The organism is Pseudomonas germanica, assembly GCF_019614655.1.
GTDB classification, from domain to species: Bacteria; Pseudomonadota; Gammaproteobacteria; order Pseudomonadales; family Pseudomonadaceae; genus Aquipseudomonas; species Aquipseudomonas neuropathica.
Genome location: NZ_CP071586.1, coordinates 1177453 through 1201663, shown reverse-complemented (window position 1 = coordinate 1201663; position 24211 = coordinate 1177453). Strand labels below are relative to the sequence as shown.

The 24211-nt window shown below is 57.8% G+C and carries 20 protein-coding genes and 3 tRNA genes; 2 read left to right on the top strand and 21 right to left on the bottom strand.

Annotated features, from left to right (window positions below; genetic code table 11):
* Window positions 1–49: 49 nt before the first annotated feature.
* Entirely contained in the window at window positions 50–2230 is a 2181-nt protein-coding gene (locus J0G10_RS05170; protein WP_220557752.1) for a DUF1631 domain-containing protein, read from the bottom strand.
* 370 nt (window positions 2231–2600) lie between these two features.
* On the opposite strand from J0G10_RS05170, the gene nadC reads away from it, so the two are divergent.
* Complete coding sequence (gene nadC, locus J0G10_RS05165; RefSeq protein WP_220557749.1) at window positions 2601–3449, top strand: carboxylating nicotinate-nucleotide diphosphorylase; 849 nt, start codon at window positions 2601–2603, stop codon at window positions 3447–3449.
* A gap of 51 nt (window positions 3450–3500) precedes the next feature.
* Here the strand turns inward: nadC and J0G10_RS05160 are convergent, their stop codons facing one another.
* The 17 genes from J0G10_RS05160 to rlmE all read right to left on the bottom strand — a co-directional run bounded on the left by J0G10_RS05160 (window position 3501) and on the right by rlmE (window position 19574).
* Window positions 3501–3800, bottom strand: coding sequence for a DUF6388 family protein (locus J0G10_RS05160; protein ID WP_220557721.1), 300 nt, complete (start codon window positions 3798–3800; stop codon window positions 3501–3503).
* A gap of 241 nt (window positions 3801–4041) precedes the next feature.
* A tRNA-Thr gene (locus J0G10_RS05155) sits at window positions 4042–4117 on the bottom strand.
* A gap of 129 nt (window positions 4118–4246) precedes the next feature.
* Complete coding sequence (pnp, locus tag J0G10_RS05150; RefSeq protein ID WP_220557719.1) at window positions 4247–6352, bottom strand: polyribonucleotide nucleotidyltransferase; 2106 nt, start codon at window positions 6350–6352, stop codon at window positions 4247–4249.
* A gap of 193 nt (window positions 6353–6545) precedes the next feature.
* Window positions 6546–6815, bottom strand: a complete 270-nt coding sequence (gene rpsO, locus J0G10_RS05145; RefSeq protein ID WP_003197723.1) for a 30S ribosomal protein S15 — start codon at window positions 6813–6815, stop codon at window positions 6546–6548.
* 142 nt (window positions 6816–6957) lie between these two features.
* Entirely contained in the window at window positions 6958–7875 is a 918-nt protein-coding gene (gene truB / locus J0G10_RS05140; protein ID WP_034154423.1) for a tRNA pseudouridine(55) synthase TruB, read from the bottom strand.
* A 4-nt stretch (window positions 7876–7879) separates the two neighbouring features.
* Window positions 7880–8281: a 30S ribosome-binding factor RbfA gene (gene rbfA, locus J0G10_RS05135; protein ID WP_220557717.1), complete on the bottom strand. Its 402-nt coding sequence runs from the start codon at window positions 8279–8281 to the stop codon at window positions 7880–7882.
* Window positions 8282–8440: 159 nt separating this feature from the next.
* Entirely contained in the window at window positions 8441–10972 is a 2532-nt protein-coding gene (gene infB, locus J0G10_RS05130) for a translation initiation factor IF-2 (protein WP_095049713.1), read from the bottom strand.
* A 27-nt stretch (window positions 10973–10999) separates the two neighbouring features.
* Window positions 11000–12481 (bottom strand): transcription termination factor NusA, encoded by a 1482-nt coding sequence (nusA, locus tag J0G10_RS05125; protein ID WP_093435760.1) that lies wholly within the window; start codon window positions 12479–12481, stop codon window positions 11000–11002.
* A 47-nt stretch (window positions 12482–12528) separates the two neighbouring features.
* Complete coding sequence (gene rimP, locus J0G10_RS05120; protein WP_007915250.1) at window positions 12529–12987, bottom strand: ribosome maturation factor RimP; 459 nt, start codon at window positions 12985–12987, stop codon at window positions 12529–12531.
* Window positions 12988–13126: 139 nt separating this feature from the next.
* Window positions 13127–13203, bottom strand: a tRNA-Met gene (locus tag J0G10_RS05115).
* 97 nt (window positions 13204–13300) lie between these two features.
* A tRNA-Leu gene (locus J0G10_RS05110) sits at window positions 13301–13386 on the bottom strand.
* Window positions 13387–13408: 22 nt separating this feature from the next.
* Entirely contained in the window at window positions 13409–13795 is a 387-nt protein-coding gene (gene secG / locus J0G10_RS05105; RefSeq protein ID WP_027610782.1) for a preprotein translocase subunit SecG, read from the bottom strand.
* 4 nt (window positions 13796–13799) lie between these two features.
* Window positions 13800–14555: a triose-phosphate isomerase gene (gene tpiA, locus J0G10_RS05100; protein ID WP_016986498.1), complete on the bottom strand. Its 756-nt coding sequence runs from the start codon at window positions 14553–14555 to the stop codon at window positions 13800–13802.
* Between the two features lie 65 nt (window positions 14556–14620).
* Window positions 14621–15958, bottom strand: coding sequence for a phosphoglucosamine mutase (gene glmM / locus J0G10_RS05095; protein ID WP_064119464.1), 1338 nt, complete (start codon window positions 15956–15958; stop codon window positions 14621–14623).
* A gap of 16 nt (window positions 15959–15974) precedes the next feature.
* On the bottom strand, window positions 15975–16826 hold the full coding sequence (folP, locus tag J0G10_RS05090) for a dihydropteroate synthase (protein WP_220557715.1): 852 nt from the start codon (window positions 16824–16826) through the stop codon (window positions 15975–15977).
* A gap of 8 nt (window positions 16827–16834) precedes the next feature.
* Entirely contained in the window at window positions 16835–18742 is a 1908-nt protein-coding gene (gene ftsH, locus J0G10_RS05085; RefSeq protein WP_095049711.1) for an ATP-dependent zinc metalloprotease FtsH, read from the bottom strand.
* A 202-nt stretch (window positions 18743–18944) separates the two neighbouring features.
* A complete protein-coding gene (gene rlmE / locus J0G10_RS05080) occupies window positions 18945–19574 on the bottom strand; it encodes a 23S rRNA (uridine(2552)-2'-O)-methyltransferase RlmE (protein ID WP_007915237.1) in 630 nt (209 codons plus the stop codon).
* Window positions 19575–19675: 101 nt separating this feature from the next.
* On the opposite strand from rlmE, the gene J0G10_RS05075 reads away from it, so the two are divergent.
* Window positions 19676–19984, top strand: a complete 309-nt coding sequence (locus J0G10_RS05075) for a YhbY family RNA-binding protein (RefSeq protein WP_003221534.1) — start codon at window positions 19676–19678, stop codon at window positions 19982–19984.
* A gap of 9 nt (window positions 19985–19993) precedes the next feature.
* On the opposite strand, the gene J0G10_RS05070 is transcribed toward J0G10_RS05075, so the two are convergent.
* The 3 genes from J0G10_RS05070 to carB are packed head-to-tail and all read right to left on the bottom strand — an operon-like array spanning window position 19994 to window position 24121.
* Window positions 19994–20398 (bottom strand): MFS transporter, encoded by a 405-nt coding sequence (locus J0G10_RS05070; RefSeq protein WP_095049710.1) that lies wholly within the window; start codon window positions 20396–20398, stop codon window positions 19994–19996.
* Window positions 20399–20426: 28 nt separating this feature from the next.
* Complete coding sequence (gene greA, locus J0G10_RS05065) at window positions 20427–20903, bottom strand: transcription elongation factor GreA (protein ID WP_003221530.1); 477 nt, start codon at window positions 20901–20903, stop codon at window positions 20427–20429.
* Entirely contained in the window at window positions 20900–24121 is a 3222-nt protein-coding gene (gene carB, locus J0G10_RS05060) for a carbamoyl-phosphate synthase large subunit (protein WP_007915231.1), read from the bottom strand. The genes greA and carB overlap by 4 nt, the downstream gene beginning before the upstream one ends.
* Between the last annotated feature and the right edge of the window lie 90 nt (window positions 24122–24211).

The window sequence follows — 24211 nt, the reverse complement described above, 5'->3', positions numbered from 1 at the left end:
GCCGACTGTGTTGGCGCCCAGTATGCCGTGATCGGCCCCCGGCGCGCGATCACTTGCCGCGATTGAGTCGTCGCAGATTGCCCAGCACCGACTCCAGCGCGCGATCGAACAACAAGGTGTCGTCCAGCGTACGCACCGCGCCACGCTGGAACTCCAAGGCCAGCGCAACGCGGCTGCGCTCGAGCACCTTCATCCCGGTGCGATCGACAAATACATACTTGCCCGTGGCTTCGATGATGGCTGCCAGCTTGCAGCGCAGGCTATGGTCTTCGTCTTCCTGAAACGCCACCCAACTGCCCAGGCGCAGTTGTTCGACCTGACGCAGACCGGCGGCGTCGTGGGGCAAACGTACCGAGGTTAGCGCCATGCTGCTGTCGTCGGCGGTTTGCAGCATGATCTGTTGCGACACCTCGACCATGGGCAAAGCCTGATCGGCCTGCTCGGAGCGCTCTAGCACCCGCACATGCAGGGCTTCCAGCTCACTGAAAAACTCGCTGGTGGCGAACGGATCGAACGCCGAACTGCTCAGACCATCACGCAGTGCCTTGAGCAAACCCGGCACAAGTGCCAGCAAGCGCAGGCTGGATTCAGCGTCGTCATGGCGCTGCACACTCCAGATCAGCTGCTCCATGGTCTGCACATCGGCCTGCCATTCAGCGGACTGATCGCCATGCTTGAGACAGGTCAGCAGCAGTACTTTGCTCCAGGCGTCCTGGACGAAGGTGACCACGGTCGGCGGCAGAGTCTTGCCCAGCAGCGCTTGATTCAACGCGCGCTCGACCCGACGCCGCGCCAGTTCGGTTTTTGCCCGCCCCTCTTCAGCATCACGCAGGCGCTGTTCAAGCAGCTCGCTGCGGCGGCGTTCATCGCTGGTGAAGGCGAGAAAGTCAGCCAGCAACTCGGAAAAAATCGCCGGGTCGTCGACGAAATCGTTGAGCAGGCGCTGCACCACTTGTTCGATACGCAGGTACAAGCTGTCGCGTGCCTCACCGTCGCAATCGCCCCAGCCCATGGCCGCCGCAGCGATTTCGTTGAGCAGGCGCCGCGCCGGATGGGTGCTGCGGCTGAAGAAACTCTTATCAAGTACCGCGACCTTGAGCATCGGGATCTGCAACCGGGCGATCAGCGCCTTGAGCGAATCCGGCACATTACGGTCTTCAAGAATGCAGTCAAAGACCATCGCGATCAGGTTGATCACGTCTTCGTCCGCATCGCCGACGATCCGCGATTTGCCGCTTCTGACGCTGACCCGGGTCAGCAGTTGTTCGAGCTGATTGCGCAGATCGAAGTCATCCTGAGCCGCCAGCGCCGGCACGTACTGTTGCAAGTGCGAGAGCAGGCGCAGCAGGTCGCGGGAGGAAATCGGTTGCGCCGCGACGCTGGACTCCAAGGTCGGCGCAACACTGCCGCGCACCTGCGCGAGCAACTGCTGCAACGCGGCGAAAACCTCCTGCACGCCTTCGTCGACGGGCGGCGTGTCGTCGCGTTCCTCGCTGTGCACATTGGCGATCGCACGATCAATTGCGCGACGTGCAGGGGCTGCTTTCAACTCGGGCAACACACCGGTGGCGAGCAACAATTGATTGGCTTCGGCGTAAAGCTGTTCGGTGTCGGCCAAGACATAACGCTCGAACAGTTTGAGCAGGATCAGCTTGACCTTGATTTCCACGCCCAGATTACGCCCGGCCTGGAGAAAAAACTCGCAGAGCCGCGCCGGGCCGAGCGGGTTGTGCTGATCGTCGAGGGTGTTGCCGAGCAGCGCGTTAAGGCGCGCGGTCAGTTGATCGAGGGCGAAGCCGTCACGCTTGAGCACGCGACCGACCATGGTCTCGACCGCCACGCTGCGCTCCATGTCGTCGCTGCGCGGTGCCAGTTCGTCGTAGATCAGGGCGTGCGGCAGCGTGTTGTGCGTGGGGTCGTATTGCGTCAGGCCGACGAAGGCTTCGAAAAATTGCTCAAGGAAGCCACGCTCGATGTTTTTGCGCTTGAGGCGCAGGTCGCGCATGGCTTCGAAGAAGATGTTCTGCTCGACGTCGTTGCGCGCCCGGTCGGCCATTTCAAACAGCGTGTCGTCAGCGTTATCGAACAGTTCCTGCAAGCCGTGGCGCAGTTGCTGGGCAGCCTTGTCGCGAACCTGAAGCAGAATCACAGGCAGGCGGGCGAGCAGCGAGTGATTCGCCTGATCGGTAGCGCCCTTGTGCAAAGGCACCACTTTCCCGTCGTTGTGCATCCAAGCCTCCTGAAACGGTGATTCGTTCGGGTAAGCCAACCCGGATCCCGTGTGGGAGCGAGCCTGCTCGCGATGGCGGTGTGTCAGCCGCAGCAATGTCACTGAAAGAATGCATTCGCGAGCAGGTTCGCTCCCACCAGTTCAATCAGGACGTCAAAGCTATGACGTCAAATGCAAGGCAGATTATCTTTCATAACTTGCCCACGGCGCCATAGTCGTCAGGGTTTCCCCTATGCCCTCTCAATGACCCTGTCCGGGCGCGTTTTGCTCAAAGAAAATCGACCGGATGCAGGCAAGCACGCGCGTTCTCGCCTTGGGTTGGCTCGCGCCATGCCCCTATAATCGAACCACTTTGTTTGTGGAGCCCGTTATGCCGAATCTACGTCTCGCCGATTTGACCGCCGAAATCGAAGCCAACGTGCGCCGTGCGCTGCTCGAAGACATCGGCAGCGGCGACATCACCGCGCAACTGATCCCGGCCGAACGTCTGGCCAAAGCCACCATTATCACGCGCGATGCCGCCGTCATCTGCGGCACGGCGTGGGTCGATGCCGTGTTTCGTCAGCTCGATCCACGGGTCGCGGTGCACTGGCAAGTGGTCGATGGCGAGCGGGTGAAACCCAATCAGCCGCTGTTTCATCTGGAAGGGCCGGCCCGTTCGCTGCTGACCGGGGAACGCAGTGCGCTGAACTTCTTGCAAATGCTGTCGGGTGTGGCGACTCGCGCGCAGTACCTGGCGGATTTCGTCGGCGCTACTCAGGTCAAGTTGCTCGACACCCGCAAAACCCTGCCGGGCCTGCGTCTGGCGCAGAAATACGCGGTGACCTGCGGTGGCTGCCATAACCATCGCATCGGTCTGTACGACGCGTTCCTGATCAAGGAAAACCACATCGCCGCCAGCGGTGGCATTCCACAAGCCATTGCCGCCGCGCACAAGATTGCGCCGGGCAAACCGGTGGAAGTCGAAGTGGAAAGTCTGGATGAGCTGAAAGAAGCACTGACCGCCGGCGCCGACATCATCATGCTTGATGAGTTGAGCCTGGATGACATGCGCGAAGCCGTGCGCCTGAATGGCGGCAAGGCGAAGCTGGAAGCCAGCGGTGGCATCAACGAAAGCACGCTGCTGCCGATCGCCGAAACTGGAGTGGATTACATCTCGATCGGTGCGATGACCAAGGATGTCAAAGCGGTGGATCTGTCGATGCGTTTGAGCCTTTGAAGGTTTCACGCAATAAAAAACGCCAGCCCGGTTGAGGCTGGCGTTTTTGTTTCAGACCACCAGATTATTCATCTCGCAGTATTCTTCCCACTCGACACCCAGCACTTCGGCCGCCTCTTTGTGCAGCACGAGGCGCTGCGCCTCGAACTCTTCCGGCGTGCTCGTGTACTTGAGCGTCAGTTCCCACGGCTGCAAGCCCTGGGCTTCGGCTTCATCTTCGAAGGCCCACTGGATCTGGTCTTTTTGATCGTCGGGACTGAGATCCTTGATCTCTTCCTTGAGGTCCGGTACGTCCAGAATGTACTTTCCCAGCGCTTGTTCGTGACGTTGCTCTTGAGTTAATTCGGTCATGGCGTTCTCGCTGATCTTAGGAATGGAGGATGGATCTGGATCATCAAGGATCTCTCTGACGCGGATTGACCGGCCTTCGGAACCATTCGGGATCATCTGAAAACTGCTAAGCGATGCTCATGCAGGCACCGAATATAGGACGTTTGCATGACGAATTACACGGGTCTTTACATCTCTCCCACAAAAAGCTGACCTGCGGAACATAAATCCGCATGGCGATAAGTGAGAGAGATGAATAAGCTGGTGCCCGAGACAGGAATCGAACCTGCGACCTTCGCGTTACGAGTGCGCTGCTCTACCGGCTGAGCTACACGGGCGATGGGCTAAACCTAGCACCGGTCTTGAAGTCCGGCAACTTCGCAGAATGTCCCGATATTTCGCAGACAAAAAAATGCCCCGCCGTTTTCACGGCGGGGCATTTTTATTGCGCTAACGCTTTGGGGTGATTAAACGCCCGAAGCCTTGGCCGCTGCCACGTCTTTGATGGACAGCTTGATACGGCCGCGGTTGTCCACGTCCAGTACCAGCACTTCCACTTCCTGGCCTTCTTTCAGGATGTCGGTCACTTTCTCTACGCGAGCGTCGCTCAGCATCGAGATGTGCACCAGACCGTCCTTGCCCGGCAGGATGTTGACGAATGCGCCGAAGTCGACGATGCGCTCAACCTTGCCGACGTAGATCTTGCCGATCTCGGCTTCAGCGGTGATACCCAGAACGCGCTGACGTGCTGCTTCAGCCGCTTCCTTGGTTTCGCCGAAGATCTTGATCGAACCGTCGTCTTCGATGTCGATCGAAGCCTTGGTTTCTTCGCAGATCGCACGGATGGTCGCGCCACCTTTACCGATAACGTCACGGATCTTGTCGGTGTCGATTTTCATCGCGATCATGGTCGGAGCGTTGGCCGACAGTTCGGTACGCGACTGACCGATGATCTGGTTCATCTGACCGAGGATATTCAGGCGCGCTTCCAGGGCTTGGCCCAGAGCGATTTCCATGATCTCTTCGGTGATGCCCTTGATCTTGATGTCCATCTGCAGCGCAGTAACGCCTTTGGCGGTACCGGCTACTTTGAAGTCCATGTCGCCCAGGTGGTCTTCGTCACCCAGGATGTCGGTCAGGACGGCAAATTTCTCGCCTTCTTTAACCAGACCCATGGCGATACCGGCAACCGGCGCCTTCATCGGCACACCAGCATCCATCAGGGCCAGGGAAGCGCCGCAAACGGAAGCCATCGAGCTCGAACCGTTGGATTCGGTGATTTCCGAAACTACACGGATGGTGTACGGGAACACGTCAGCGGCTGGCAGCATGGCCGAAACCGAACGACGGGCCAGACGGCCGTGACCGATTTCACGACGACCAGCACCACCCATGCGACCACACTCGCCCACCGAGAACGGAGGGAAGTTGTAGTGCAGCATGAACGGGTCTTTTTTCTCGCCTTCCAGGGTGTCCAGCAGTTGTGCGTCACGGGCAGTACCCAGTGTTGCAACGACCAGAGCCTGAGTTTCACCACGGGTGAACAGCGCCGAACCGTGAGTCTTCGGCAGAACGCCGACTTCGATGTTCAGCGGACGTACGGTTTTGGTGTCGCGACCGTCGATACGTGGCTTGCCGTTTACGATGTTTTCGCGAACGGTGCGGTATTCGATTTCGCCGAAAGCAGCTTTGACTTCGCTGGACGAAGGCTGGCCTTCTTCACCGGACAGCTTGGCAACGACTTGCTCCTTCAGCTCACCCAGGCGAGCGTAACGGTCGGCCTTGATGGTGATGGTGTAAGCCTGGGAGATCGCTTCGCCGAACTCGGCACGGATAGCGCCCAGCAGTTCGGTGGCTTCTGGAGCCGGAGCCCAGTTCCAGGTTGGCTTGGCAGCTTCAGCGGCCAGTTCTTTCACAGCGTTGATCACAACCTGGAATTCGTCGTGAGCAAACAGTACCGCGCCCAGCATCTGGTCTTCGGTCAGCTCTTTGGCTTCCGATTCAACCATCAGTACGGCGTCGGAAGTACCGGCAACGACCATGTCCAGGCTCGAAGCAGCTTGCTGCTCGTAAGTCGGGTTCAGCAGGTAGCCGGTGCTTTCGTGGAAAGCTACACGAGCGGCGCCGATCGGGCCGTCGAACGGAATGCCCGAGATGGCCAGGGCAGCCGAGGTACCGATCATCGCAGCGATGTCCGGATCGGTTTTCTTGCTGGTGGAAACGACGGTGCAGACAACCTGCACTTCGTTCATGAAGCCTTCAGGGAACAGTGGACGGATCGGACGGTCGATCAGTCGGGAAGTCAGGGTTTCTTTCTCGGAAGGACGGCCTTCGCGCTTGAAGAAACCGCCAGGGATCTTACCGGCAGCGTAAGTCTTTTCCTGGTAGTGAACGGACAAAGGGAAGAAGCCCTTGCCCGGATCGGCTTGTTTTGCACCGACTACAGTCACCAATACGCTGACGTCGTCGTCAACGGTGACCAATACTGCGCCGGAGGCCTGACGGGCGATACGGCCAGTCTCGAGGGTAACGGTCGATTGACCGAACTGGAATTTTTTGATTACCGGGTTCACGGTGTCCTACCTTCTTTGTGGCTCTTGGGGGAACTGGTTTCTTGCGAATTCTTGGGCAATGTCGGGAATCGGCCCAACCCTTGTCCGGGGTAAAACGTGCATCCAGATAAAACTTGAGGCTGGGAGCCTGCAAGGCGACCGCGGTAAACCGCGGACGTCTTGCAGACCACCAACCTCATAGCGCAATCGCTGATTAGCGACGCAGACCCAGGCGAGCGATCAGAGCGCTGTAACGGCTCACGTCCTTGCCTTTCAGGTAGTCCAGCAGCTTGCGACGCTGGTTTACCATGCGGATCAGACCACGACGGGAGTGGTGATCTTTACCGTTGGCCTTGAAGTGACCTTGCAGTTTGTTGATGTTGTGGGTCAGCAGTGCAACTTGCACTTCTGGCGAACCAGTGTCACCAACAGCTTGCTGGTAGTCAGCAACGATTTGAGCTTTTTCTTGAACGTCGAGAGCCATGAGGCAATCCTTTTATCAGGAAACTGTTTCAGGGAAACAGCTTCAACAGGCCAGGGACAAATCCCTGTATCTATAAATGAGTCGTGACCGTGCCTGTTAACAGCCACACTCGCCGACCTGCTGTTACACAGGCCGGTTCCGGTCATTCTGACCGAATCAAACGACGTGGCGCGATGCGCCCGTCTTCGCTCACTTCACCGATACCGATGAAGCGACCATTGTGATCCTGTACCCGTACCATGCCGAACTTCGGAGCATCCGGGGCACGTACCGGCTGGCCATTGAGCCAGTAGAACGCGCTCGCTTCCGAAAAGTGCAGCAACGGCCAATCCAGCAGGCCGCTGTCCGATGGCATCAGGAAGCGATCAACCGCTTCGTTGCCGCCTTCGGCATGTACTGCTTCCAGCTCTTCGAGGGTAACCGTCTGCGCCAGGGTGAAAGGCCCGGCCTGGGTACGACGCAATTCAGCGACGTACGCACCACAACCAAGTTGCTCACCGATATCCTCCACCAGGGTGCGAATATAGGTGCCCTTGCTGCAATCCACCGCAAGACGCGCAGTATCGCCTTCGAAGGCCAGTAATTCCAAGCGCGCAATAGTAACAGAACGCGGTTCGCGCTCCACTACTTCGCCTGCACGAGCCAGCTTGTACAGCGGTTGGCCATCACGCTTGAGCGCCGAGTACATCGGCGGTATCTGACTGATTTGCCCGCGAAATTTCGGCAATGCCGCTTCGACATCGGCGCGACCAACGGTCACCGGGCGTTCCTGCAAAACCTCACCTTCAGCATCAGCCGTGGTGGTGGTCTTGCCCAGTTGCGCCAGGGTTTCATAACCCTTGTCGGAATCGAGCAGGTATTGCGAGAACTTGGTGGCCTCGCCGAAGCACAACGGCAAGACGCCGGTGGCCAGTGGGTCGAGGCTACCGGTGTGACCGGCCTTCTCGGCATTGAGCAGCCAGCGGACCTTCTGCAACGCAGCGTTGGAGGTGAACCCCAACGGTTTGTCGAGCAAGATGATGCCGCTGACGTTACGACGGATACGTTTGACCTGAGCCACCGAATTACTCCTTGGTGTCTTCAGGTGCAGCGACGTCCAGGTGCTGATTGTCTTCAGCCACGGCGCGCTCGATCAGGGCCGACAGGTGCGCGCCACGCACGACGGATTCGTCGTAGTGGAAGTGCAATTGCGGCACGCTGCGCAGCTTCATTTCACGGGCCAGCTGCATGCGCAGGAAACCTGCGGCGGCGTTGAGCACCTTGATGCTTTGTGCGATATTTTCAGCGTTGTCCTGGCCCATCACGGTAATGAAAATCTTGGCGTGACCGACGTCACGGCTGACTTCCACAGCGGTAATGGTGACCAGACCCACGCGTGGATCTTTGACTTCGCGACGGATCAGTTGGGCCAGCTCACGCTGCATCTGATCGCCGATACGTTGGGTACGGCTGTATTCTTTTGCCATGATTTGTTACCTGTTACTGCCCTGCGGTGAAACCCGCAAGGTCTGAAAGCGGCAAACGCCCGGCCTGACAAAAGCCAGACCGGGCGTTGCGTTTAGAGTCCGGGTGATGCGCCGCACCGTTGAGTACGGCAGCCCATCACGGCTCCTGAAGTGCGCGAGTTAGAGGCTGCGAGCAACCTGAACCTTCTCGAAGACTTCGATCTTGTCGCCGACTTTGACGTCGTTGTAGCTCTTCACGCCGATACCGCATTCCATGCCGGCACGTACTTCGGAAGCGTCATCCTTGAAGCGGCGCAGGGATTCCAGCTCGCCTTCGAAGATAACGATGTCTTCACGCAGTACACGGATCGGACGGTTACGGTGCACAACACCTTCGATCACCATGCAGCCAGCGATCGCGCCAAACTTCGGCGAACGGAACACGTCACGCACTTCGGCCACACCCAGGATGTTCTCGCGAACATCGCTGCCGAGCATGCCGGTCAGGGCTTTCTTGACGTCTTCGATGATGTCGTAGATCACGTTGTAGTAACGCATGTCCAGACCTTCCTGCTCGACGATCTTCCGTGCGCCAGCATCGGCACGCACGTTGAAGCCGAACAGTACAGCATTGGAAGCCAGTGCCAGGTTAGCGTCGGACTCGGTGATACCACCGACACCGCCGCCGACGACGCGCACTTGCACTTCGTCGTTGCCCAGGCCATTCAGAGCGCCTTGCAGAGCTTCCAGCGAACCACGGACGTCGGATTTGAGGACGATGTTAAGCGTCTTCTTCTCGGCCTGACCCATGTTTTCGAAGATGTTTTCCAGCTTGCCGGCGTGAGCGCGAGCCAGTTTGACTTCGCGGAACTTGCCTTGACGGAACAGAGCCACTTCGCGGGCTTTCTTCTCGTCAGCAACCACGCTCATCTCGTCGCCAGCGTCCGGAGTACCGTCCAGGCCGAGAATCTCGACAGGGATGGAAGGACCGGCTTCTTTAATTGGCTTGCCGTTCTCGTCGAGCATGGCGCGAACGCGGCCATAGTTCGAACCGACCAGTACCATGTCGCCTTGGCGCAGGGTACCGTCTTGAACCAGGACGGTTGCAACCGGGCCACGACCTTTGTCGAGACGCGATTCAACCACAACACCACGGCCAGGAGCCGATGGAGTCGCTTTCAGTTCAAGCACTTCAGCTTGCAGCAGAACGGCTTCAAGCAGCTCGTCCACGCCAGTACCGACTTTCGCCGACACCGGTACGAACGGCGTATCACCGCCCCACTCTTCAGAAGTCACGCCGTGAACCGACAGTTCGCTACGGATGCGATCGAGATCGGCGCCCGGCTTGTCGATTTTGTTCACTGCAACAACCAGTGGAACGCCAGCCGCTACAGCGTGCTGAACAGCTTCAATGGTCTGCGGCATCACGCCGTCGTCCGCTGCAACCACCAGAATCACGATGTCGGTCGCCTTGGCACCACGGGCACGCATTGCGGTAAACGCGGCGTGACCCGGGGTATCGAGGAAGGTGACCATGCCGCGTTCGGTTTCAACGTGGTACGCACCGATGTGCTGAGTGATACCGCCGGCTTCGCCAGCAGCTACCTTGGCACGACGGATGTAGTCGAGCAGCGAGGTTTTACCGTGGTCAACGTGGCCCATTACGGTCACGACCGGTGCACGGGAGAACGTTTCGCCTTCAAACTTCAGGGACTCGGCCAGGGAATCTTCCAGGGCGGTGTCGCTGACCAGGGTCACTTTGTGGCCCAGCTCTTCAGCAACCAGTTGAGCAGTTTCCTGATCAAGTACCTGGTTGATGGTCGCTGGAGTACCCAGTTTGAACATGAACTTGATGATTTCAGCAGCCTTGACCGACATCTGATTGGCGAGATCGCCAACAGTGATGGTCTCGCCGATCTGCACGTCACGCACGACAGGGCCGGTAGGGCTCTGGAAACCGTGGGCGTTGCGCTTTTTCAGCTTGGCCTTGCCGCGACCACCGCGACGGAAGCCATCACTTTCTTCGTCGGTAGTGCGTGGCGCCACACGTGGAGCCGGCGCTTTTTCTTTGACCGATGCGCGATGCGGAGCGTTTTTGCGCTCGCCATCACCACCACCGCTGCGACGATTGTTGTCGTCAGCACGTGGTTTGTCCGGACGGCGCTGTTCGTTCTGCTTGTTACGAACTTCAGCAGACGGAGCTGGAGCAGCGGCAACCACCGGCGCGCTTTCGCGAACAGGTTCGGCAGCTGCAGCCGGCGCCGCAACGGCGTCGCTGGTAGCGGTCTGCGCAGCAGCAGGCTGGCGACGCGCTTCTTCTTCGGCGCGCTGCTTGGCTTCTTCTTCAGCCTTCTGACGAGCAGCATTTTCTACTGCGCGACGCTCATCCAGTTCACGCTTGCGTTCGGCTTCGATTTCTTCCGGGCTACGCTGTACGAAAACTTTCTTTTTGCGAACTTCTACGCTGATGCTTTTGCTACCAGCCACACGCAGGGTGCTGGTGGTTTTACGCTGCAGCGTGATCTTGCGTGGTTCTTCCACTTTCGCCTTGTGGCTGCTTTTCAAGTGAGTCAGCAGGGACTGCTTCTCACTGTCAGTCACATTTTCTTCGGCGGCGGTGTGCGGCAGACCTGCCTCACGCATCTGCTGCAACAGGCGCTCTACCGGTGTTTTGACCTCATCGGCCAGTTGTTTCACCGTGACTTGCGTCATGCACTTCTCTCCTCAGGCCGCGCCTAATTACTCGAACCAGTGGGCTCGGGCGGCCATGATCAACTTGCCGGCACGATCATCGTCAATGCCGTCGATGTCGAGCAGGTCGTCAATAGACTGCTCGGCCAGGTCTTCGCGGGTAATTACGCCGCGCACCGCCAGTTCCATCGCCAAATCCTTGTCCATACCCTCAAGCGAGAGCAGGTCTTCGGCCGGATGGGCGTCTGCCAGCTTTTCCTCAGTAGCGATGGCTTTGGTCAACAAACGATCCTTGGCACGAGCGCGAAGCTCGTTGACGATGTCCTCGTCAAAGCCGTCGATGTTGAGCATTTCTTCCAACGGTACGTAGGCAATCTCTTCCAGGCTGGTGAAGCCTTCATCTACCAGCACCTGAGCCAGTTCTTCGTCGACTTCCAGCTCGTCGATGAAGTTGCGCAGGATGTCGCCGGTTTCTGCTTGCTGCTTAGCCTGGATGTCCGATTCGGTCATCACGTTCAGGGTCCAGCCAGTCAACTGGCTCGCCAGACGCACGTTCTGACCACCTCGACCGATGGCCTGAGCCAGATTGTCTGCGCCAACGGCGATGTCCATGGCGTGGGCATCTTCGTCAACGATAATTGCCGCAACCTCAGCCGGGGACATGGCGTTGATCACGAACTGAGCCGGGTTGTCATCCCACAGGACGATATCAACACGCTCACCGCCCAACTCACCCGACACTGCCTGGACGCGCGAACCGCGCATACCGATGCAAGCGCCCTGCGGGTCGATGCGTTTGTCCTTGGAGCGGACGGCGATCTTGGCGCGCGAACCCGGATCACGGGACGCTGCCATTACCTCGATCAGGCCTTCGGCAATTTCCGGCACTTCGATGCGGAACAGCTCGATCAGCATTTCCGGCGCGGTACGCGACAGGATCAGCTGCGGGCCGCGGTTCTCGGTGCGGATTTCCTTGAGCAGCGCACGCAGGCGCACGCCGACACGGAAAGTTTCGCGAGAAATGATGTCTTCACGGGCCAGCAACGCCTCAGCGTTGTTACCCAGATCGACGATCACGTTGTCGCGGGTGACTTTTTTCACGGTGCCGGAGATGATTTCTCCCAGGCGCTCGCGATAGGCGTCGACCACTTGAGCGCGCTCGGCTTCGCGAACTTTCTGCACAATGACCTGCTTGGCAGTCTGTGCAGCGATGCGGCCGAACTCGATGGATTCGATCTTTTCTTCAACGACGTCGCCAACCTTGGCGCCAGGATGCGTTTCAGCAACCTTGGTTGGCCAGGTTTCGATGGCCGGATCGTCGAGATCATTCTCTTCAACGACCGTCCAGCGACGGAAAGTTTCGTAAGAACCGGTGTGGCGGTTAATTTCCACACGCAGGTCTACTTCGTCTTCAAAACGCTTTTTGGTAGCAGTGGCCAGAGCCAGCTCCAGCGCTTCAAAAATTACGCTTGCCGGTACGCCCTTTTCATTGGATACCGACTCAACAACCAGCAGTACTTCTTTGCTCATCGTACGCCTCGCCTTTCGCAAGCCATTGGATCCGCGGGATCCGCGTCTCAGTCAAAACTGGGAATAATGTTGGCCTTGTCGATCATATCGATCGGCAACAGGAACTCATGGTCGTCTACCTGCACCACGACATCCTGTTCTTCTACACCGCGCAGAAGGCCCTGAAAGTTGCGTCGACCTTCAAAAGGCGAGCGCAGCTTGATCTTCACTTGTTCACCGGCAAATTTTGCAAACTGCTCAAGAGTGAACAGTGGGCGCTCCATGCCAGGCGAGGAAACTTCGAGGGTGTATTCAACGGAAATTGGATCTTCAACATCCAGTACACCGCTGATCTGACGGCTGACAATGGCGCAATCGTCCACCAGCACGCCACCCTCTTTATCGATATAAACGCGCAACATCGAGTGACGACCCTGAGCCGAAAACTCGATACCCCAGCATTCATAGCCCAGGGCCACGACCACCGGGGCCAGCAAGGCCTGCAACTCTTCTAGCTTGCTCGACACCTGAACCCCCTAGTGCATGATATGTGCATGCTTTGCAAAATAAAAAAATGGGCTTAACGCCCATCCTTGAAACGCCGTCGAACAGCGGCGTTGAAAGTGTCCAGCTAACAAAAAGCCCCTTAAAAGGGGCTCCTTAAACTGGTTGCGGGGGCCGGATTTGAACCGACGACCTTCGGGTTATGAGCCCGACGAGCTACCAGACTGCTCCACCCCGCGACAAAGCTGGGGCGGAAGTATACGACCGATCCCTTATAGGGTCAATGTAACCTTCCACCTGCAAGAAAGCCCGCAACAGCGGGCTCTCCTGACTAATTGGTACCGAGAAGGGGACTCGAACCCCTACACCCTATGGGCACAACCACCTCAAGGTTGCGTGTCTACCAATTCCACCACCTCGGCAAAACTACGTTTGAAACCCTTCTTACTTCTGCTCTTGAGCTGGAGGTACGTCAGTCGCTGGAGTAGCCGACTTTTGCTCTTGAAGCACCGGGACATCATCAGAAGCCGGTTGTTGCTGCTTAGGCACTTCCAACACTGCTGGATCTGGCAAACCTGCTTGAGTCAGCTGATGAGCCTTCTCTTTAGCAAAGTATCCTAACCCCAAGCTGGTTATGAAGAAACCGGCGGCAAGTATAGCAGTAAACTTACTAAGAAAGGTAGAGGAACCTTGGCTTCCGAACACAGTATTTGAAGCACCTGCTCCGAAAGACGCGCCAGCGTCCGCACCCTTACCCTGCTGCAGCAAAACCAGAGCAACTACGCCCAATGCACCCAGCAGATGAAAAACGACTACGACTGTTTCCAGCATTTTTTCAGTTTCCCGCGGCGCGACAGATCGCACCGAACTCATCTGCATTCAGGGAAGCTCCACCAATGAGCCCCCCATCGATATCCGGCATGCCGAACAGTTCGACCGCATTGGCCGCCTTCACGCTGCCGCCGTATAGAAGCCGCACACCTCGTGCGACTTCAGAATTCTCTGCCGCCAGCTGCTCGCGGATGGCTTTATGCACATCCTGAGCTTGCTGCGGCGTAGCAGTCAGTCCGGTACCAATAGCCCAGACCGGCTCGTAAGCAATGACTGCCTTGGCAAAGGCACCTACACCCAGCTCCTCGATGATGCTGCCCAGCTGACGCCCGACAACCTCAAGAGTTTTTCCAGCTTCGCGTTGCTCCAGGGTTTCCCCTATACACAACACCGGAATCAAGCCACATGCCTGTGCCGCTGCGAACTTGCGATTCAGCATCCCGTCTCGCTCGCCCATTATCTGGCGGCGTTCGGAGTGCCCGACAAGCACAAGGGAACAACCTGCATCCACCAACTGACTCGGCGCAATCTCACCGGTCAATGCACCTTGCATGGATTCCACCGCAGAATTCTGCGCACCGACCGAAATCGATTTGCCTTTCAAGCCATCAATCACTTGATTGATATACAAGCAAGGCGGGAATACCGCGACATCAACACCGCTTGGCAAGGCCAGATGACGAAGGCCGTTGATCAGCTCAGCGACGCTGGCGCGGGTACCGTGCATCTTCCAGTTACCAGCTACCATAGGGCGACGCATGCTGTACCTCGTCGGTCAAAGTGGGCGCAGATGTTACCCAACACAATCATGGCTTGCAAGCCGTATCAGGCAGAAACTTCAGTTACCAGTTTTGCCAGCTCTTCGGCGTAGTTGCGAACCTGGGTTTCGTCCTCGCCTTCGACCATTACGCGCACCAGAGGCTCTGTCCCGGACTTGCGCAAAAGCACGCGCCCGCGCCCCGCCATTGCCTGGGTGACGCGCGCACTGGCCTCCTTGACAGCCGGGTGTTCCAGCGGACTTTCGCCACCACCAAAACGCACATTGATCAGTACCTGAGGGCACTTGCGCAATGCCTGGCGGGTTTGCGCCAAACCTTCATTACGGGTCTTCAGCGCCATCAGCACCTGCAACGCAGCGATGATCGCATCACCGGTCGTGGTGTGATTGAAGCAAACGATATGCCCCGAGTTTTCTCCGCCGACCAGCCAGTTGCGTTCAAGCAACTCGGCTATCACGTAGCGGTCACCCACATTGGCACGAATGAAAGGAATCGAAAGATCCGCCAGCGCGAGTTCCAGCCCCAGATTACTCATCAGGGTACCAACAACGCCGCCCTGCAATTTACCCCGCTCATGCAGATCACGAGCGATGATAAACAGCAATTCGTCACCATCGACGATGGCGCCAGTGTGATCGACCATCAGCACCCGATCACCATCACCATCGAAAGCGATACCCAGGTCGGCATGCTCGGCGAGCACCGCAGCCTGCAACTGACCCATATGGGTCGAGCCGCAGTTTTCATTGATATTCAGACCGTTTGGCTGCGCTGACAGCACAACGACTTCTGCCCCCAACTCGCGGAAGACACTCGGAGCCACCTTATAGGTCGCACCGTGCGCACAGTCGATAACGATCTTGAGACCGGAAAAACTGGTCCCGGTTGGCACACTGCTCTTGCAGAATTCAATGTAGCGACCTGATGCATCGTTGATTCGCGACACTTTGCCGATCTTGCTCGACTCGACCACAGTCATCGGGGTATCGAGCAACTCCTCGATCATCAACTCCAGCTCATCTGGCAGCTTGGTGCCCTTACCGGAGAAAAACTTGATGCCGTTATCGTCATGCGGATTGTGCGAGGCACTGATCACGATACCGGCCTCAGCCTGAAACGTGCGCGACAGATAGGCAATGGCCGGCGTCGGCATAGGACCCAGCAACATCACATCGGCCCCCGCCGATGTCAGACCAGCCTCAAGTGCCGACTCGAACATATAACCGGAAATCCGCGTGTCCTTGCCGACCAGCACCTTGCAAGCGCCCATTTTGCGGAACGCCATGCCGGCAGCCCAGCCGAGCTTGAGCATGAAGTCAGGAGTAATCGGGTATTCACCGACTCGACCACGAATGCCGTCAGTACCAAAGTATTTCTTGCTCATAAGTGCTCCATCATTCTTATTCGGCTGATTCCACGGCTGCGATCATGCGCACCACGTCTACCGTTTCCGCTACATCATGGACGCGCAATATACGCGCCCCCTTCACCGATGCCAGCGCCGCCAGTGCCAGACCACCATGCAGCCGCTCGCCGACAGGACGATTCAAGGCCTGCCCGATCATGCTTTTTCGGGAAACACCGACAAGCAAAGGCCTGCCCAGGGCATGGAGGGCTTCCATGTGCTTGAACAAGCTTAGGTTGTGCTGCAGGGTTTTGGCGAAACCGAAACCCGGGTCAAGAATGATCCGCTCCTCAGGAATACCGGCCGCCGCACATTGCGCCATGCGCTCGGCTAGAAAATCACCGACTTCGCGCGTGACATCCTGATACTGCGGATTGTCCTGCATGTCTCCAGGCTCACCGAGCATATGCATGAGACACACTGGCAAACCCGTAGCCGCCGCCGCATCCAGCGCGCCATCGCGCCGCAGTGACCGCACATCGTTGATCAACCCGGCACCCAATCGTGCGGTTTCGCGCATAACGGCTGGCGTAGAAGTGTCCACCGAAATGATCACATCCAACTCGCGATTGATCAGCTCGACGATCGGCGCCACACGCTCAAGCTCTTCGAGCGGTGACACTGCGCGCGCGCCTGGGCGAGTGGACTCGCCACCGACATCAATCAGCGTCGCACCCGCTGCAACCATAGCCTCGGCGTGGCGCAAAGCCGCATCGAGCTGGCTGTATTGGCCGCCGTCGGAGAAAGAATCAGGGGTGACATTGAGAATACCCATGACATGCGTCTGGGCCAAATCAAGAACCCGGTTGCCGCAAGGCAACCAGGTCAGGGACTGTACAGAAGTCATTTCAAACCTTAAACGTCAGCAGCCGGACCGCCAATCGGTGTTTCCGGACGCTCGTCATGAACCACCGGAGGTGGTGGTGTACCAGTGCCCCCCGACCAGTCACGTGGCTCGCGTGGTGTACGACCCGCCATGATGTCGTCGATCTGTTCAGCATCGATCGTTTCATACTTCATCAACGCATCAGCCATGGCATCAAGCTTGTCACGGTTGTCCGTCAGAATCTGTTTGGCCGTGCCGTAGCACTGATCAATGATGCTGCGCACTTCGGAGTCGATCAGCTTGGCTGTCTCACCGGAGAAGCTGGCAGCTTGACCGCCACCGCCGCGACCGAGGAACACTTCACCCTCTTCTTCGGCGTACATCAACGGACCGAGTTTTTCCGACAGGCCCCACTTGGTGACCATGTTCCGCGCAATCTGACTAGCACGCATAATATCGTTGGAAGCGCCGGTGGTCACACCGTCGAAACCGAGGGTCATTTCCTCAGCGATACGGCCACCGTACAGCGAGCAGATCTGGCTGATCAGCGCACGCTTGGACAGACTGTAACGATCTTCTTCCGGTAGGAACATGGTCACACCCAGCGCACGACCACGTGGAATGATCGACACCTTGTAGACCGGATCATGCTCAGGCACGACGCGACCGACAATGGCGTGGCCAGCTTCGTGATAAGCGGTGTTCTGCTTCTCTTTCTCGGACATGACCATGGATTTGCGCTCGGCGCCCATCATGATCTTGTCTTTGGCCAGTTCGAACTCTTTCATTTCGACGATGCGCTTGCCGCTACGTGCAGCGAACAAAGACGCTTCGTTGACCAGGTTAGCCAGGTCAGCACCGGAGAAGCCCGGAGTACCACGCGCGATAACGGCCGGAGCGACGTCGTCACCCATTGGCACTTTGCGCATGTGTACTTTGAGGATTTGCTCACGACCACGGATATCTGGCAGACCAACGACAACCTGACGGTCGAAACGGCCCGGACGCAGCAGCGCTGGGTCGAGGACGTCTGGGCGGTTGGTTGCAGCGATAACAATGATGCCATCGTTCATTTCGAAGCCGTCCATCTCAACCAGCAACTGGTTGAGGGTCTGCTCACGCTCATCGTGACCGCCACCCATGCCGGCGCCACGATGGCGACCGACGGCGTCGATTTCGTCGATAAAGATGATGCAAGGAGCATGCTTCTTGGCCTGCTCGAACATGTCGCGAACACGGCTGGCACCGACACCGACGAACATCTCGACGAAGTCAGAACCGGAAATGGTGAAGAACGGAACCTTGGCTTCACCAGCAATCGCCTTGGCCAGCAAGGTTTTACCGGTACCAGGAGGACCGACCATCAGCACACCGCGAGGAATACGACCGCCCAAGCGCTGGAACTTGCCCGGGTCACGGAGGAATTCAACCAGCTCGCCGACTTCTTCCTTGGCTTCGTCGCAACCGGCAACGTCAGCCAATGTGGTTTTCACCTGATCTTCGGAGAGCAGGCGCGCCTTGCTCTTGCCGAAGCTCATCGGTCCGCCCTTGCCGCCGGCACCGCCCTGCATCTGGCGCATGAAGAACATGAACACCGCGATTATCACCAGGATCGGGAAGCTGGCCACCAGCAACTGAGTCCAGATACTTTGCTGCTCAGGCTGCTTGCCTTCAACCACAACGTGGTTGTCGACCAGGTCGCCGATCAGGCCATTGTCCTGGATTGCCGGACGAATGGTCTTGAAGCTATCGCCATCATTGCGCTTGCCGGTAATCACATAACCATCAACGGCTACGCGCTCGACCTTGCCATCCTTGACCTGCTGGATGAAGTCGGAATAGTTGAGGGTCTGCGGCTCGTTAGGGCTGGAGAAGTTGTTCATCACCGTCACCAGGACAGCCGCGATGATCAACCACAGGATCAGATTCTTTGCCATATCGTTCAATTAACTACCCTCTGAAGCAAGCTCCGCTACTGGCGCGCGCTTCGCATGATATTCACCGGCCTAACTTACTACATTACCTACAACTCTGGCAGGCGCCGTCTGTAACCCTTTGTGAAACACTTTCTACACAATATTCGCTTATGCACGCGGAGCGAAATACGAAAAACCTATCACCCCACCAAAAAACCTCGTTTTACTCGCTACGCCCGCGATAACCCCAAGCCAGCATGTATTGCTCGCGGGAGCTGCCACGAGAGGAGTCCGGCTTGATCATCTGGATCTTGTCGAACTTCTTGCGAGCATCCTTCAGGTAAACATCAAACCCTTCGCCCTGAAAAATCTTGATCACGAAATTACCGCCCGGCTTGAGGATCCGTTCGGCCAGATCAAGCGCCAGCTCGCAAAGAAACATGGCTTTGGGCATATCCACTTCAGGCGTACCACTCATATTGGGGGCCATATCGGAAATCACAAGGTCCACCTGCGAATTACCCACGGCTTCTAGAATCCGCCCGAGCACTTCGTCCTCGGTGAAATCGCCCTGAATGAAAGTCACGTCCGGAATGCTGTCCATTTCCAGGATGTCCGAGGCGATCAGACGTCCCTGACCACCGATCAGCCGGCTAGTCACCTGCGACCAGCCACCGGGCGCCGCACCCAGGTCGACAACGCTCATACCGGGACGGATCAGCTTGTATTTCTCCTGGATCTCCAGAAGTTTGTAACTCGCACGCGAGCGGTAGCCATCCTTCTGTGCTTGCTTCACATAGGGATCGTTGACATGTCGTTTCAGCCAACCAAGGCTTGTCTTGGAACGCGCCATTGGGCACCTCGATGATTAGGGTCGTGATTAATTGGGCGGATCCACGAGCCCTCGGGTAAAATGGCCGCCATTTTACAGAATCCAGACGAAAGGGTCAGATTATGCCGCTCACTCCAGAGCAGAAGAAACAGTACAAATCCATTGGCCACCACCTGAAACCGGTTTTGACGGTGGCTGACAACGGTTTGACTGAAGGTGTTTTAGCCGAACTTGAACGCGCTTTGGCGGACCACGAGCTGATCAAGATCAAGCTCAACATCCTCGATCGCGAGTCGCGCCTGGCGCATATCGCAGAACTGTGCAAGGTCGGCAAAGCGGACCTGGTACAGGTCATCGGCAAGATGGCACTGGTTTACCGCAAGAACTTCAGCGTCAACAAGCAGCTGTCGAACGTTCATCGCTTCAAGTGATGACAAGGGTCAAGGGTGTGCTTCGCGCACCCTGCCACTCCATCCCGGCACCGGCTGCATCACCAGCACCAGCCCGGAAAAGCCCAGAACCAGATAACTGAAGACCTGCCAGCGCTGCGCATCCGGCCAGCCGACACGCACTGCGACAAACATCGCACACGCATACAACGCCATCAGCAACACCTGCCCGCGAAAATCCCGCCATAGACTGGCAAGACCCTCAGCTTGAACCAGCACCAGCGCCTGAAAGATCACGCATGCGGCGGCGAATCCCACCACCAGCACTTCGAATGCACTGGCCACCTCATCGATCAGCAGCGGTGCCAGGCCAATCTTGCCCAACGCCGGCTGCAAACCGAGATGAATCAGCCATAGACCGCCAACCCAAAGCATCTGGGTCAGCTGCCAAAGCATGGCGCCCGCATGCAGCGGGCGCCCTTTTTCAGATGTGACGGACTTCGACAATCTCGTACTCGATCACGCCGCTTGGCGTTTTCACGGCGACCACATCGCCCTCTTCCTTGCCAATCAAGGCACGGGCCAAAGGCGAGCCGACCGAAATCTTGCCAAGTTTGAAGTCAGCCTCATCCTCACCCACGATGTGGTAAGTGACGCTTTCGTCAGTCTCGACGTTGGCGATTTCGACGGTGGTACCGAAAATCACTTTGCCAGTATGCGGAATGGTCGTGACATCGATGATGACCTGATTCTGAATCCGGCCTTCGATATCACGAATCCGCGCCTCGACCATGCCTTGCTGTTCGCGGGCAGCATGGTATTCAGCGTTTTCCTTCAAGTCACCCAACTCGCGAGCCGTACCAATGTCCTGGCTGAGCTTCGGACGGACGACCTTGGTCAGGTGAGCGTGTTCTTCTTCCAGGGCTTTGGCGCCCTGGACGGTCATTGGGTATTTGATCATGCCTTCAATCCTGCGTGTAGATCCTGCAAGCGGCGCACGGTTTTTTCAGGACCGAACTTCAGCGCTTCACAGATAGCTTCGCCAGCAGCAATAGTGGTTGTGCAGTAAATCTTGTGCTGCAAGGCATTACGACGAATGGAGTACGAATCAGCGATCGACTGACGACCTTCAGTGGTGTTGATGATCAGGGTGACTTCGTCATTCTTGATCATGTCGACCACGTGCGGACGACCCTCGGTCACTTTGTTCACACGGCGCACTTTCAGACCTGCGGCCTCGATCAGCTTGGCAGTGCCGGCAGTGGCTACCACTTCGAAGCCCAAGTTGATCAGATCGCGGGCCACGCCTGCAACCAGTGGCTTGTCGTCGTCACGCACGCTGATGAACGCAGTGCCGCCGGTCGGCAGCACTTCGCTGGCGCCCATCTGGGCTTTGGCGAATGCTTCACCGAAGGTGTCGCCGACGCCCATCACTTCACCGGTCGACTTCATCTCTGGGCCGAGAATCGGGTCAACGCCAGGGAACTTGGCGAACGGGAACACCGCCTCTTTCACGCTGTAGAAGTTCGGGATGATTTCTTTGGTGAAGCCGATTTCTTTCAGGGTCTTACCGGCCATCACGCGGGCAGCGATCATCGCCAGGGAGACACCGATACACTTCGACACGAACGGTACGGTACGGGAAGCGCGCGGGTTGACTTCGATGACGTAGATGTCTTCGCCTTGCAGCGCCAACTGCACGTTCATCAGGCCGACAACGCCGAGTTCCAGAGCCATTTTCTTGACCTGTTCGCGCATCTCGTCCTGGATGTGCGCCGGCAGCGAGTACGGCGGCAGCGAGCACGCGGAGTCACCGGAGTGAACGCCAGCCTGTTCGATGTGCTGCATGATCGCGCCGATCACCACATCTTTGCCGTCACAGACCGCATCCACGTCCATTTCGATGGCGCAGTTGAGGAAGTGGTCGAGCAGCACAGGGCTGTCGTTGGACACTTGCACCGCGTCACGCAGGTAACGCTTGAGCTCGTCTTCCTTGTAAACGATTTCCATCGCACGGCCGCCCAGTACATAAGACGGGCGCACCACCAGCGGATAACCGATCTTCGCGGCAGCACGAACAGCTTCGTCTTCGCTGCGCACGGTGGCGTTTGGCGGCTGACGCAGGTTCAGGCGCTCAACCATTTGCTGGAAACGCTCACGGTCTTCAGCGCGGTCGATGGCGTCCGGGCTGGTGCCGATGATCGGCACGCCAGCGGCTTCCAGGGCACGAGCCAGTTTCAGCGGAGTCTGACCGCCGTACTGGACGATCACGCCTTTTGGCTTCTCGACGCGGCAGATTTCCAGCACGTCTTCCAGAGTTACCGGTTCGAAGTACAGACGGTCGGAAGTGTCGTAGTCGGTGGAAACGGTTTCCGGGTTGCAGTTGACCATGATGGTTTCGTAGCCGTCTTCGCGCAGGGCGAGAGCAGCGTGAACGCAGCAGTAGTCGAACTCGATGCCCTGGCCGATACGGTTCGGACCACCGCCCAGAATCATGATCTTGTCGCGACCCGACGGCGCAGCTTCGCACTCTTCCTCGTAGGTGGAGTAGAGGTAAGCGGTGTCAGTGGCGAACTCGGCGGCGCAGGTGTCAACGCGCTTGTAGACCGGGAACACTTCCAGCTTCTGGCGATGAGTGCGCAGGTTCTTCTCGGTCACGCCCAACAGTTTGGCCAGACGCTGATCGGAGAAGCCTTTACGCTTGAGCTTGAACATCAGGTCGCGGTCGATAGCGGACAGACCGAGGGTCTTGACCTTCTCTTCTTCCTTGATCAGATCTTCGATCTGCACCAGGAACCACGGGTCGATCATGTTCATGCCGAAGATGTCTTCGACCGACAGGCCAGCGCGGAAAGCGTCTGCCACGTACCAGATACGCTCGGCGCCCGGCACGGTCAGTTCGCGCTTGAGCACGCTCATGCTTTCCGGGTTGCTCAGGTCGAGCTTCTCGTCCAGACCGCAAACGCCGACTTCCAGACCGCGCAGAGCTTTCTGCAGGGACTCCTGGAATGTACGGCCGATGGCCATGACTTCACCGACCGACTTCATTTGCGTGGTCAGGCGTGCGTCAGCCTTGGCGAACTTCTCGAAGGCGAAGCGTGGCAACTTGGTGACGACGTAGTCGATCGACGGCTCGAAGGACGCCGGGGTCTTGCCGCCGGTGATGTCGTTCGACAGTTCGTCGAGGGTATAACCCACAGCCAGTTTGGCCGCGACTTTGGCGATCGGGAAACCGGTGGCTTTCGAAGCCAGTGCCGAGGAACGCGATACGCGCGGGTTCATTTCGATCACGACCATACGGCCAGTGTTCGGGCAGATACCGAATTGAACGTTGGAACCGCCAGTCTCGACGCCGATCTCGCGCAGTACCGCCAGGGAGGCGTTACGCAGGATCTGGTATTCCTTGTCGGTCAGGGTTTGTGCTGGAGCCACGGTGATCGAGTCACCGGTGTGCACGCCCATCGGGTCGAAGTTTTCGATCGAGCAGACGATGATGCAGTTGTCCTTTTTGTCGCGGACAACTTCCATTTCATATTCTTTCCAGCCGATCAGCGATTCGTCGATCAGCAGCTCTTTGGTCGGCGACAGGTCCAGACCACGGGCGCAGATTTCTTCGAACTCTTCACGGTTGTACGCGATACCGCCACCGGTGCCGCCCATGGTGAAGGACGGACGGATGATGCACGGGAAGCCCAGGGTTTCGAGAACCGCGTTGGCTTCTTCCATGCTGTGGGCGATACCGGAACGCGGGCACGCCAGGCCGATGGACTTCATCGCCTTGTCGAAACGCGAACGGTCTTCAGCCTTGTCGATGGTGTCAGCGTTGGCGCCGATCATTTCCACGCCGAACTTCTCCAGAACGCCTTCGCGCTCCAGATCCAGGGCGCAGTTCAGAGCAGTCTGGCCGCCCATGGTTGGCAGCACCGCGTCCGGGCGTTCTTTTTCGATGATCTTGGCAACGGTCTGCCACTTGATCGGCTCGATGTAGGTAGCGTCCGCCATGTCCGGGTCGGTCATGATGGTGGCCGGGTTGGAGTTCACCAGGATGACGCGGTAACCCTCTTCGCGCAGGGCTTTACAGGCCTGGGCGCCGGAGTAGTCGAATTCGCAGGCCTGGCCGATAACGATCGGGCCAGCGCCGAGAATCAGGATGCTTTTAATGTCTGTACGTTTTGGCATGGGTTTGTCACTCAAATCCGCAGGTCAGTCGGCAAGCCGTCTTGATCGATTTCTGAAGTCCCGAGGGGGCCGCCGGTGTCGGGGCCGCCC